The organism is Archaeoglobaceae archaeon, assembly GCA_038734275.1.
Taxonomy (GTDB): domain Archaea; phylum Halobacteriota; class Archaeoglobi; order Archaeoglobales; family Archaeoglobaceae; genus WYZ-LMO2.
Genome location: JAVYOO010000002.1, coordinates 360,869 through 372,215, shown reverse-complemented (window position 1 = coordinate 372,215; position 11,347 = coordinate 360,869). Strand labels below are relative to the sequence as shown.

13 protein-coding genes are annotated in these 11,347 nt (G+C 41.9%); 8 read left to right on the top strand and 5 right to left on the bottom strand.

Annotated elements, in window-relative coordinates:
• The 3 genes from QXI54_04600 to QXI54_04590 all read right to left on the bottom strand — a co-directional run.
• Positions 1–1,071: type II/IV secretion system ATPase subunit (locus tag QXI54_04600; GenBank protein ID MEM0302434.1), on the bottom strand; the 1,071-nt coding region annotated here is incomplete at its 3' end.
• A gap of 26 nt (positions 1,072–1,097) precedes the next feature.
• The gene (locus QXI54_04595) at positions 1,098–2,363 is read right to left on the bottom strand and encodes an amidohydrolase (protein ID MEM0302433.1); all 1,266 of its coding nucleotides are present in this window, start codon (positions 2,361–2,363) and stop codon (positions 1,098–1,100) included.
• 46 nt (positions 2,364–2,409) lie between these two features.
• Positions 2,410–2,952, bottom strand: coding sequence for a DUF998 domain-containing protein (locus QXI54_04590; GenBank protein MEM0302432.1), 543 nt, complete (start codon positions 2,950–2,952; stop codon positions 2,410–2,412).
• A 95-nt stretch (positions 2,953–3,047) separates the two neighbouring features.
• Between QXI54_04590 and QXI54_04585 the strand changes: the two genes are divergently transcribed.
• The 8 genes from QXI54_04585 to QXI54_04550 all read left to right on the top strand — a co-directional run bounded on the left by QXI54_04585 (position 3,048) and on the right by QXI54_04550 (position 9,895).
• A complete protein-coding gene (locus tag QXI54_04585) occupies positions 3,048–3,710 on the top strand; it encodes an indole-3-glycerol-phosphate synthase (GenBank protein MEM0302431.1) in 663 nt (220 codons plus the stop codon).
• Positions 3,707–4,678 carry an anthranilate phosphoribosyltransferase gene (gene trpD / locus QXI54_04580; GenBank protein ID MEM0302430.1) on the top strand — a complete coding sequence of 324 codons (972 nt, stop codon included), beginning with the start codon at positions 3,707–3,709 and terminating at the stop codon, positions 4,676–4,678. The genes QXI54_04585 and trpD overlap by 4 nt, the downstream gene beginning before the upstream one ends.
• Complete coding sequence (locus QXI54_04575) at positions 4,648–5,880, top strand: anthranilate synthase component I (GenBank protein ID MEM0302429.1); 1,233 nt, start codon at positions 4,648–4,650, stop codon at positions 5,878–5,880. The genes trpD and QXI54_04575 overlap by 31 nt, the downstream gene beginning before the upstream one ends.
• Positions 5,877–6,413, top strand: a complete 537-nt coding sequence (locus tag QXI54_04570) for an aminodeoxychorismate/anthranilate synthase component II (protein MEM0302428.1) — start codon at positions 5,877–5,879, stop codon at positions 6,411–6,413. The genes QXI54_04575 and QXI54_04570 overlap by 4 nt, the downstream gene beginning before the upstream one ends.
• A complete protein-coding gene (locus QXI54_04565) occupies positions 6,403–6,999 on the top strand; it encodes a phosphoribosylanthranilate isomerase (protein MEM0302427.1) in 597 nt (198 codons plus the stop codon). Before QXI54_04570 ends, QXI54_04565 begins: the two co-directional genes overlap by 11 nt.
• Positions 6,986–8,134: a tryptophan synthase subunit beta gene (gene trpB / locus QXI54_04560; GenBank protein ID MEM0302426.1), complete on the top strand. Its 1,149-nt coding sequence runs from the start codon at positions 6,986–6,988 to the stop codon at positions 8,132–8,134. The genes QXI54_04565 and trpB overlap by 14 nt, the downstream gene beginning before the upstream one ends.
• Complete coding sequence (trpA, locus tag QXI54_04555) at positions 8,131–8,865, top strand: tryptophan synthase subunit alpha (protein ID MEM0302425.1); 735 nt, start codon at positions 8,131–8,133, stop codon at positions 8,863–8,865. Before trpB ends, trpA begins: the two co-directional genes overlap by 4 nt.
• Before the next feature lie 142 nt (positions 8,866–9,007).
• On the top strand, positions 9,008–9,895 hold the full coding sequence (locus tag QXI54_04550; protein MEM0302424.1) for a CBS domain-containing protein: 888 nt from the start codon (positions 9,008–9,010) through the stop codon (positions 9,893–9,895).
• Between the two features lie 8 nt (positions 9,896–9,903).
• Here the strand turns inward: QXI54_04550 and QXI54_04545 are convergent, their stop codons facing one another.
• The gene (locus QXI54_04545; protein ID MEM0302423.1) at positions 9,904–10,956 is read right to left on the bottom strand and encodes an MFS transporter; all 1,053 of its coding nucleotides are present in this window, start codon (positions 10,954–10,956) and stop codon (positions 9,904–9,906) included.
• Between the two features lie 48 nt (positions 10,957–11,004).
• Positions 11,005–11,310: an ArsR family transcriptional regulator gene (locus QXI54_04540; protein MEM0302422.1), complete on the bottom strand. Its 306-nt coding sequence runs from the start codon at positions 11,308–11,310 to the stop codon at positions 11,005–11,007.
• Positions 11,311–11,347: the final 37 nt, after the last annotated feature.

Here is an 11,347-nt window from a genome sequence, read left to right as displayed (position 1 = left end):
CCAGTTCTCGTGCGGAAGCATTAGCTCTCTTGTATCTTCAATTGTAACAATCTTCGCCCTCCTTGGAATGAAGAGCGAGATTGCGTTCATCGAAGTAGTCTTACCACTTGCAGTGCCACCTGCAAAGATTAGAGACTTCTTGTTCTCAATGCAAAGCCACAGATATGCCATTTGCTCAGCACTGAAAGTCTTCCAGGCTATCAGATCTACAGGCGTAACTGGCTCTTCTCGGAACTTTCTTATCGTGAAAGTGGAGCCATGATCGGTCACTTCTCTTCCAAGCGTTAGCTGAATTCTGCTCCCATCCGGCATCGTAGCATCAACCATCGGCTCAGCAACGCTAAGATGCTTCCCACACTTCTGCGCAAGGTTTATGACAAAGGAATCAAGCTCATCCTCATCTTCAAACACGATGTTTGTTTTGAGGTTTGTGTAAGATCTATGGAATACATATAGTGGTTTTCTGTAGCCGTTGCAGGATATGTCCTCCAGCATTCTGTCTCCCATCAATGCTGTTATCTTTCCATAACCCAGAAGATCCCTAAAAAGATAGTATAATATTTTGAAATACCCTTTTTCATCCAGCTCCAGATGTAGCTCATCTAAAACCTTTGTGTATACTTCTTTTAGAACGGTCTCGCGATCTAAACCATCAGTTAACTCCAGTTTTTCGAGTTCTTCGCGAATTATAAGAAAAATCTGACCATAAACTTCGACTTCGTAGGGTGAAAGCTTTGGTTCAGCAACAACGTAGGTGTATTCCTGCTCTTCGTCGTTGTATATTATGTAAACCTTGCAGTAGGGTTCTTTAATCCAGTATTCCTCCACTACCCTCCAGTTTTGTGGAGGAGAATATTCGACCATTGGACCATATTTTTCAACGCTGTATTCCTTTATTTTTTCTCGTCCCAGAATCCCAACTTCTTTTTTGGTTCTCAGCAACTTCTTTTCTTTTTTTGCCTCCTTTATTGCCTCTATTGCCTCCTTCTCATAGGGTTCAAGCTTTTCAGCCTCTTCTTCTTTCGTCTCCTTAACTTCTTTCTTTACCAAGGTAAGTGGGATTTTTGGCATCAAAATGTATTTAGTTTTTCGAGTAATTAAACTTTTTCATAATAATAGTTAGGATTTTCTTGTAATTTCAGCGATTCCTCTAATACCTTATCCTCATCAACTCTAAGAAGTAGACCATCCTCAACAATAATATTACCATCAATGATCACATCTCTAACTTCAGAACCCTTAGAAGCGAAAACAATCGAGTTTAACGGGTTGTATAGTGGATAATGTGTGCAATCAATCTTCATTACAACGAGATCTGCAAGTCTCCCGACTTCAATTACTCCTCCATCAACTCCATAAGCCATGTAGCCGTTTCTTGTGGCCATTTTCAGGTATTCAGCAGGATTTAGGAATTTTCGTCTCAACTGCTGAAGCAATGCAGAGATCCGCATTTCATTGAAAAGATTCAGCATGTTGTTGCTCGCAGCACCATCTGTCCCAAGACAGACATTTATCCCTTTTTCAAGCATTTCAGCAACTTTTGCTATTCCCGAAGAGAGTTTGAGGTTGCTTGAAGGACAATGAGCAACGCTCACACCGCTTTTCGATATTAACTCCATGTCGCTATCGCTAAGCCAAACACCATGGGCTAAAACAGTATTGCTGTCAAGAAATCCAATTGAGTCTAAAAGCTCAATAGGGCTCATTCCATATCTTCTTTTTGCCTCTTTTACTTCCCACAAAGTCTCGGAAGCGTGAATGTGCTTTATAAATCCATTTTCTTTGGCAATTTCAGAGATCTTTGCAAGGAAATCTTTGGAGCATGTGTAAACCGCATGCGGAGTTAAAATGCACTTTATTCTTTCTTTTCCATTCCATCTCTTGATGAAATCTTTTGCAATCCTCAGCTCCTCTTTTGCTCTATCCTCATTTCCTCTGTTCGCCATTCCATAGCCGAGAACCGCTCTTATTCCAGTTTCTTCAACCGCTCTCGCTACGCCGTCCATGTGGATATACATGTCCGCAAAGCATGTTATACCGCTTTTCAGCATTTCAACACATGCGAGCTCCGCTCCCAAATAAACCGCTTTTTCGTCAAGCTTGGCTTCCATTTCCCAGACTTTTTCAAGCCAATCTTTAAGTGGGAGCCCTTCAGCGTATCCCCTAAGTAAAGTCATTGCGGAATGTGTATGAGCGTTAAACAAGCCTGGAAGCACAAAACAGCCTTCAGCGTTTATCTTTTCTTCTCCTTTTATATCTTCTTTACCTACATAGCCTATTCTATTCCCCTCAACTCCGATGTTGTATCTCAAAAAGTTGCCGTTTATCAGGCACAGTCCATTTTTTATCACAAGATCAAACATATCCCTCCTTTGTTTTCAGTAGTTAAATTTTATGCATCTTAAAACTCTATGAAAGTCGAACCAACACCGTGAAATGCCATATAGTAAAGCAAAAAAGTCCTAAAATTTCTGCCCCTATCATATTTTTTGCATAGAGTATGTTATAAATTAAAGCAATCGAGCCAAAAAACAAAAGTATGGCATTAAAAATGGATAAATTTGTATTTGTAGAGTTCAGATAGCCAGTTAAAAGACTCATACTTAGCAGAATCGAGACCAATAACCCCAAGCAAAGAGAGCTGTGAAGTTCAGTTCCCAACGGAAAAACTCCTATTAGGGTTGTGAAGGCATAGCTGGTGATTAGAAAGCTTAATGCTATCCTTCCTAAGGCGTTTGAAACTTTGAAGTAGATCATAGAGGATAAAAATATTCCGAGAATTCCCGCAAGGATAAGAGAATAGTTGAACATATTTGCAGTCGTGTTAAGTCTTCCGAGTTCTCTAATGCTGTTTTCAGGAATATTAAAGTCTAAAATGACCGTTATTGCTGTAAAAATACTGATTATTGGAATCGCCGGGATTAAAAAGCACAGAATTCTGGAGAGCTCCACGAATTTAAGTTCACAGAGGGTATTTATCTCTTCTCAATTCCTGAGCGTTAAGCTTAAATACACTTATAATGCATAAGCATTCATGAAGGGATTAGGTGATTACTTTTGGGTTTAGGTATACGAGGGAGGAAAAAGGGAGAAATGTGGTGATAGGCGAAATAAAAACTTTCTCATCAACAAAGGGAGATCTGCTGAAAGGAAGGAACCCTCTGGAAATTCTGAAGGCATACGAAAGGGCGGGATGCTCAGGAATTTCATATATAACCGCAAGCTCTTTTAGAGGGAACATAGAAACTCTAAGAAGAATATGCAAAGAGACCACGCTTCCAGTTTTGAGAAAGGATTTCATAGAAAGCAAAGAAGAAATAGAAAGAACCGCAGAAGTTGAAGCTCGAGCACTCCTCCTGATTGTAAGGATTCTGAAAGAAAAGACTCCAGAATTTGCGGATCTATGCTTTGAGCATGGTTTAGAGCCTGTGGTGGAGGTTTTTGACGAAGAAGATCTTAAATTTGTAGAAAACGCTAAAACGGTTTTGATAAACAATAGAGATATTTTTAATCCCTCAGATGTGGACTTGAGCAGAACATTCAGACTTTCGCCAAAAATAAATGCATTTAAGATTAGCGGAAGTGGAATAGGCAAACTTGAAGACCTAAAAGTCTTAAAAGTTGTTGATGCTATTCTTGTTGGCACTTCTTTCATGCTTGCTGAGAATACTGAGCAATTCGTCAGAACTTTTGTGGAGGCGAAATTATGATCGAGGCACTTTTCGGAAATTTGGATATGGAAAAAGCCTATGAGATTGCTTCAAAGCTTCCAGAACTGGACGAGATCGAAATTTCTGCAATCCTTGCTGGACTTGAGCTCAAGGGTTACAATGCTGAGATCCTTGCTGGTTTTAGCAAGGCAATTCTTGATAAAGTTAAGCTCAATCTTGGCAAGGTCTTCGACACCTGCGGAACTGGAGGAGACCTCTCTGCCACGATAAACGTGAGCACAGCTGTGGCAATTGCGGTTTCAGTGTTCAAACCTGTTGCAAAGCATGGCAACAGAGCTGTGAGCTCGAAAAGTGGTTCAGCAGACGTTCTTGAGAAACTTGGCATCAAAATAGAACAGCCAGAAGAATTTGCGAGAAGAATGATCAACGAAACCAATTTTTCATTTCTATTTGCCCCCCTTTATCACAAAGCATTTGCCAAGGTAGTTGGAGTTAGAAAAAAGCTGAGGATCAGAACTATTTTTAATATCCTTGGGCCTTTAGTAAATCCCGCAAACCCAGAGCGACAGATCATCGGAGTTTCGAACGAAAAAATTTTACGAGACGTTGCAGAAACCCTCAGCCTGCTTGGCAGGAAGGGAATCGTTTTCAATGGTGCTGGGCTCGACGAGGTCAATCCGGGTGGAGAGACAGTTGCATATATTGTTGAAGGAAGCGTTGAGAGAATAAAGCTAATCCCAGCTGATTTTGGGTTAAGCGAGGCAAAGATAATTCCATGCAGAGACAGCGAAGATTCGGCAAATCGTATAAAGGCGGTTTTTGCAAATCAGGGCTTAGAAGAAGATAAAAAGTTCATAGCGATCAACTTTGCAACCGCTCTTTATGCTTTAGGCTACGAAGATCTGAAAGAGAACGTGGAGATCTTCAACTCAAAGCTTGAAAGTGGTGAATTTTTGAGAAAACTGGAGGAGATCGTATGCAAAAGCACGAATATGTCGATCCAGTAAAGCTATACTCAGTAATAAGAGAGCGGGAGTTTCCATTTATGCTCGAATCTGCAGAGAAAACGGGGAATGCAAGATACACTTACCTCTCCTTCGATCCGCTCTACACTGTTGAGATCGATCAAAAACTCAGAGTTGATGGTGAGGTAGTTGCAGAGATCAGCGACCCTCTTGAAGCTTTAAAGAGCATCCACGTGAAGGGGATGCTTGTTGGTTACATTGCCTACGATGCTGTGCTCGGATTTGTTGGCAAAAAAGTTGAGGAAAAGTCGATCTTCAACTGCTATGACTCCTACTTCGTTTACGATCATTATCTCGGAAAGCTTTTCAGCTACAACGTTGAAAATGCTGAAAAGATCGTTGAAAGAGCCAAGAGAGCAAGCATAGAAATGAAAGAAGGTGGAGCAAGCATTGAGAAAGTTGAAGATAAACAATACTTCGAGAAGATCGTAGAAAAGGGTAAGGAATACATTGAAGAAGGGGAAGTTTATCAGATCGTCCTTTCGAGAGAATACGAGGTTAAAAGCGATCTGGATCCGTTTGAGATATACTTAAGGCTCAGAGAATTAAATCCAAGTCCCTATATGTTTCTTCTCGAGTTTGAAAAGACATTAATTGGTAGCTCCCCAGAAACAATGGGCAGAGTTGAGGGAAGAATATTCAAGATCAACCCGATAGCGGGAACTGCGAAAAGAATTGTTGGAGAAGAAGATAAAACAATCCAGAAGCTTTTAAGTGATGAAAAGGAGAGGGCGGAGCATGTTATGCTTGTAGATCTTGCAAGAAATGATGTTAGAAGGGTTTGCAGAGCGGGAAGTGTTAGGGTGAGCAGATTTATGGAAGCAATTGCGTATCCGAGTGTGATCCACATAGAAAGCGAAGTAGTAGGAGAGCTGAAGCCAAATGCAACGCATTTCGATGCCATGCGATCTGCATTTCCCGCTGGCACAGTCACCGGAGCACCAAAGCGTAGGGCGGTTGAGCTGATAGACGAGCTTGAGAGATCAAGGCGTGGGATCTATGGTGGGGCGGTTGGCTACTTTTCTGAGAATTCTGACATGGCAATCGCAATAAGAATGATCGAGTTCAACAAGCTTTGCAGGATTAGGGCGGGAGCGGGAATTGTTGCGGATTCAAAGCCAGAAAGAGAGTATTACGAGACCGAGAACAAGATCTCAAAGGTTTTGAAGGCGGTGGGTCTATGATCCTCGTGATCGATTGCTACGACTCTTTCGTTTACAATCTCGTCGAATATCTCTCATTCTTTGACAGGGTGAAGGTTTTGAGCAGAGAAAATGCAAGAGAGGCCAAAAAATTAAGCTTTGATGGCATTGTCATTTCTCCCGGCCCGGGCAAACCAGATAGGGAGCTCGAGTTTCTCTTTGAAATAGGAGTTCCAGTGCTTGGGGTTTGTTTGGGTCATCAGATCATTGCCGAGGTCTTCGGTGGAAAGGTTGGTAAAGTTAAGCCCGTCCATGGAAAAGCTTCCATAGTTAAACACGATTCAGAAGGGATATTTAAAGGTGTCAAGAACCCATTTCTGGCTGGAAGATACCATTCCTTAGCAATTCTTGAAGTCCCGAAAGGTTTCAAAGTCACTGCAATGAGCGACGACGGAGTTATAATGGGGATCAGGAGAGGAACAATAGAGGGTGTGCAGTTCCATCCTGAGAGCGTTTTGACCGAAGAAGGTGTTAAAATGATCAGGAACTTCGTAGGGATCTGCAATGATCGTTAAGATCTGCGGAATTCGTAGCCTGAAAGAGCTCGAGATCGTTGAAAGATACGCTGATCTTGGAGGAGTTGTGGTGAAAAGCAATTCAAGGAGGGCTGTTAGCTTGGAGACTGCAAAAGAAATTATTGAAAACGCTTCCATTCCAATTTTTGTTGTTTCAACTTCTGAAAAGCTAAGCGATTGGGAGGAGATCTTGGCAAAGACGGAATGTGGATTTATTCAAGTCCATGGAAATTTAAGTGTTGAAGAATTCGAAATCCTTAGGAAAAGCGTTTTCACAATGAAGGCATTTATCGTTCGCAGTTATGAAGAGATCCTGCAAGAGATTGAGAAATACAGGCCCCATGAGATCTTGCTCGACTCGGGCTGTGGAAGCGGAAAAACGCATGACTGGAGTATAAGTAAAAGGATCGCTGAAATTTATCCAGTCATTCTCGCTGGAGGACTCAATCCAGAGAATGTGAGAAGGGCGATCGAAGAAGTGAAGCCCTTTGGAGTTGACGTTTCCTCTGGAGTTGAAAAAAATGGAATTAAGGACGAAATTCTGATTAGGGAATTTGTTCGGAGGGCTAAAAATGAGATTTGGTGAATTTGGCGGAAGATATGTTCCAGAAGTTTTGATTCCACCTCTTGAAGAGCTTGAGAAAGCTTACAACGAGCTTAAAGATGACGAGGAGTTCAGAAAAGAACTTGATTATTACCTTCGAAGCTACGCTGGTAGACCCACTCCGCTTTACTTTGCAAAAAATCTAAGCAAAGAGCTTGGCATGAGGGTTTACCTGAAAAGAGAAGATCTTTTGCATGGTGGAGCTCATAAGATCAACAACACCTTAGCACAGGCTTTACTTGCAAAGTTTATGGGCAAAAGCAGAATTATTGCAGAGACTGGAGCGGGACAGCATGGAGTTGCAACCGGAATGGCTTCCGCTCTCCTTGGGCTGAAATGCAGGATTTATATGGGAGCATTGGATTACGAAAGGCAGAAGATGAACGTTTTCAGGATGAAGATCCTCGGCGCTGAGGTTGTGCCAGTTGAGAGCGGAAGCAGAACGCTAAAGGACGCCATTAACGAAGCTCTGCGGGATTGGGCAGAAAGCTTTGAGACAACGCATTATCTTATTGGCTCAGTTGTCGGCCCCCATCCTTTTCCCACAATTGTAAGGGATTTCCAGTCCATAATAGGCAAAGAAGCAAGAAGGCAAATTCTTGAGCTTGAGCAACGTTTGCCCGACGCAGTAGTTGCATGCGTTGGCGGGGGAAGCAATGCGATGGGAATCTTTTATCCCTTCCTTAAAGACAAAGTCAGGCTGATCGGCGTCGAGGCTGGTGGAGAGGGGATTGAAAGTGGAAGGCATTCAGCATCGCTTTCTGCTGGTAGCAAAGGAGTTCTTCATGGCATGCTTTCATATTTCCTTCAAGACTCCGAGGGGATGATTGCGGACACGCACAGCATTGCTGCTGGGCTTGATTATCCTGGCGTGGGACCTGAGCATGCCTATTTAAAGGACTCTGGGAGAGTTGAGTATTCAATAGCTACAGACAAAGAAGCTTTAAACGCTTTTCTGAAGCTCTCAAAGCTCGAAGGAATAATTCCCGCATTGGAAAGTGCCCACGCGTTGGCTTATCTTGAAAAGGACGAGAGTCTTAAGGGCTCGGTTGTGATTGTAAACTTATCTGGCAGAGGAGACAAGGATCTTGGCATCGTCATGGAGGTGCTGAAATGATTGACAAGTCTTTAATTGTTTTCTTTCCAGCTGGATATCCGAGCAAAGAGAAAACGCTTGAATTTATGCTCTATGCTAATGCGGACGTTTTTGAGCTCGGAGTTCCTTTCAGCGATCCAATAGCAGATGGACCAGCGATTCAGAAAGCCTACTTCACCGCAATCAGCAATGGCTTCAGGCTAAGAGATGCTTTCTGGATCGCAAAGAAGTTCAGAGAGCAAAGCCATAAGAAACTCGTGCTCATGAGTTACTACAACCCGATCTATAGAACAGGAATAAAGAAATTCGTCGAAAATGCATATTCATGTGGCATTGATGCCATACTTGTCGTTGATCTACCTTACGACGAGGCAAACGAATTCGTTGAAGTCTGCAGAGATGTGGGAATGAAAAATGTTTTCCTTTCAGCACCAAACACAAGTGATGAGAGGCTTAGAGCCATTGACGAGCTTTCCGAGTTTATCTATCTTGTTTCCACCTACGGGGTTACTGGGGTCAGGGATAAGATCTCTGAATTGGCGTTCAAAGCACTTAGAAGGGCTAAGAGTGTTTGCAGAAAACCAATAGCGGTTGGATTTGGAGTCTCAAAAAAGGAACATGTTGCAGAGTTATTCCAAGCGGGAGCGGATGGAGTTGTTGTTGGAAGTGCGATCGTAAGGCTGATCGAGCGGTTTGGGGACAATGCTGCAAAAGAGATCGAGACGTTTACAAACGCTCTTCGGGATTCGTGATCTGGGAACCGAAAGGTTTAAATAACCAACAAATACCACAAATGCTGATAATTATTATAATGTTTTAAATCAAGAGGGTTCTGGAAAATTATAAATATCTTAAACGCACAATGCTAAATATTAAAATTACGGAGGTGGTTAGATGGATCTTGAACTGACGCAGATACAGAAGGACATTCTGTATGCGTTGATAACGCTGTATAAGAAAAAGGCGGGCGGATCGATCAAGGGGGAGGAGATTGCAGAGCTGATAAATAGAAATCCCGGCACAGTTAGGAACCAGATGCAGGCATTAAGAGCTTTAGGGCTTGTTGAAGGTGTTCCCGGACCAAAGGGAGGCTACAGACCGACTTCAAAGGCTTATGAATTACTATCGATAACGAAGCCAGAAGAGAGCGTTGCGGTTCCAGTAATAGTCAATGAAACTCCGATTGAGGATCTCTCTGTAGAGGAGATCGATTTGCCTTCAGTCTCCAATCCTGAAGTTTGCCAAGCAAGGATTAGACTTCTTGGGGATGTCAGAAAGATTGTGCCTGGAGATCGAATAATCGTAGGTCCGACTCCAGTGAACGAAATCGTGGTTCAGGGCAAAGTTGTGGGAAGAGATGATACAGCAAATACGGTTATTATAGACATCGAAAAGATAGTGGCTTTGCCAAAAGACACTGTGGGGGAGCACATGTCTTCACCGATCATTTCCATTGAAAGTAATGCCAAGGTTTCAGAAGCTGCAAAGTTGCTTGCAGAAAAGGAAATATACTGTGCTCCCGTAAAGAAAGACGGTAAGTTTGTTGGTATTCTAACTCTTGACCACATAGCAAAGGCAGTTGCACAGGGCAAGCTTGATGCAAAAGCGGAGGAAGTAATGCGTCCAAAAATCGTGCTAGTAGAGAAGGATACAAAGATAAGGGAAGCAATAAGGCTCATGAGAGACGAAAATGTCAGAATTTTAGTAGTTACAGATCGCGGAGAGCCGGTCGGAGTTATTACAGATCAGAAGATTTTGACGAAATTAGCACCAGAGCAGTAATCTCCATTTTAACTATTTTTTATCCTTGAGGCAAGTGCTAAAAAGCAGAGAATTGCCCCAAAATATAGACAAGTGGTGTATCCATAATTCTCTGCAATTACACCCCCTAAAAGCGACCCTACTATTGTTGACAAATAAATTGTCGAATTAAGAAATCCAGCGGCGCTGTTTCTCTCGACATTCTTTTCTAGAACAATTCTAAGAGAGCCGACATACATGGCACTCCATCCGAGTGCTATCAATACCTGAATTGCCAAGAATTCGTAAATTTGGGTTGCGAGAGAGTAGAGTAAGAAGGTCATACCTGAGAATATTGTTCCTGCATTCAAAAGTCTATTCGGATCAAATCTCTCTATCTTTTGCATTATTATGAACTGTAGAAAGGAATTCGTGAAGTATATCACACCTATCCAAAACTTTGAGATTCCCAGTTCTGCCAGATAGATTGGAAAAATGAGCCAAACTGCACTTGCCCCAATATGTCGAAGCAGGAATGCAAAATAAATTGACAAGTTCTGTTTTATTATCTTAAGCGATCCCCTACTCCTTTTAATATTTCCTGATGGAATTTCCTCTCTAATGGCGATTAAAAAGGCTAAAAAGAAAAGTGCTGCTCCAAACAAAAAGATTCCATAATAGACCATTATAATACCGGCTATCAACTGTCCAAAAGCCCAACCAAGGCTACCAAAGGCTGAAAAATGTCCGACATTCCTATTTTTTTCATATGCGTAGGTAACAAGAGCAGCAGGAAATATTCCGATTGAAAATCCGGCGAGAGCTCTTATTATTAGCAGTTGTAAAGGGCTGGTGACGAAGCACTGAGCAAAAAAGAATATTCCCGATATAAGCAGTCCAGTTGCCAGTATAATCTTTCTATTATAAAAATCAGAAAGTCTGCCGAAGATACTCGAGGCTATAAATGTCGAGAAGCTATAAGCTGATGCGATTATTCCAACTTCCAAATCTGAAGCACCAATCTCTTTTGCAAAAACCGGGATGAACAGCAAGGAAGATGCTATCGAGACCTGAGTAAGGAAATTTATCAGCGAAGCTCTCATTAAATGTAATAAAAGTCAGGAGATTTAAAAATTGGTAAAAAACTAAAATTACTCCAAAACTCTAAAAAGCTGTTGGAGTATTAGAGCGAGTCTTCTCCCCGTATCGGTCAGTTCATAAGTTTCAGAGTTTTTTTGCACGAGGTTGAATTCCATCAATGCCTTGAGATGGCGATCTAAAATGCCGGGATTTAGCTTTGTCTCAAACATTAACTGAGAAAATCGCCTGGGATTCTTTTCAAGGCTGAAAAGAATGTCACTAACACCATTTCTAGATATCACTTTTAGGAACTTCTGGTGTTCTTCGTTTGTCTTGATCCCGAACAACTCCCTCGGAGGCAAACTTAGTATTATCATAATAATCACCACCTACATTCTTTTTTGAGCGAATTAA

What these genes read in the sequence shown, in the direction of transcription:
- QXI54_04595 (MEM0302433.1), bottom strand. Translation starts at nt 2,363, where the DNA reads ATGTTTGATCTTGTGATAAAAAATGGACTGTGCCTGATAAACGGCAAC.
- trpD (MEM0302430.1), top strand. Translation starts at nt 3,707, where the DNA reads ATGATCGAGGCACTTTTCGGAAATTTGGATATGGAAAAAGCCTATGAG.
- QXI54_04575 (MEM0302429.1), top strand. Translation starts at nt 4,648, where the DNA reads ATGCAAAAGCACGAATATGTCGATCCAGTAAAGCTATACTCAGTAATA.
- QXI54_04570 (MEM0302428.1), top strand. Translation starts at nt 5,877, where the DNA reads ATGATCCTCGTGATCGATTGCTACGACTCTTTCGTTTACAATCTCGTC.
- QXI54_04565 (MEM0302427.1), top strand. Translation starts at nt 6,403, where the DNA reads ATGATCGTTAAGATCTGCGGAATTCGTAGCCTGAAAGAGCTCGAGATC.
- trpB (MEM0302426.1), top strand. Translation starts at nt 6,986, where the DNA reads ATGAGATTTGGTGAATTTGGCGGAAGATATGTTCCAGAAGTTTTGATT.
- trpA (MEM0302425.1), top strand. Translation starts at nt 8,131, where the DNA reads ATGATTGACAAGTCTTTAATTGTTTTCTTTCCAGCTGGATATCCGAGC.
- QXI54_04550 (MEM0302424.1), top strand. Translation starts at nt 9,008, where the DNA reads ATGGATCTTGAACTGACGCAGATACAGAAGGACATTCTGTATGCGTTG.
- QXI54_04545 (MEM0302423.1), bottom strand. Translation starts at nt 10,956, where the DNA reads ATGAGAGCTTCGCTGATAAATTTCCTTACTCAGGTCTCGATAGCATCT.
- QXI54_04540 (MEM0302422.1), bottom strand. Translation starts at nt 11,310, where the DNA reads ATGATAATACTAAGTTTGCCTCCGAGGGAGTTGTTCGGGATCAAGACA.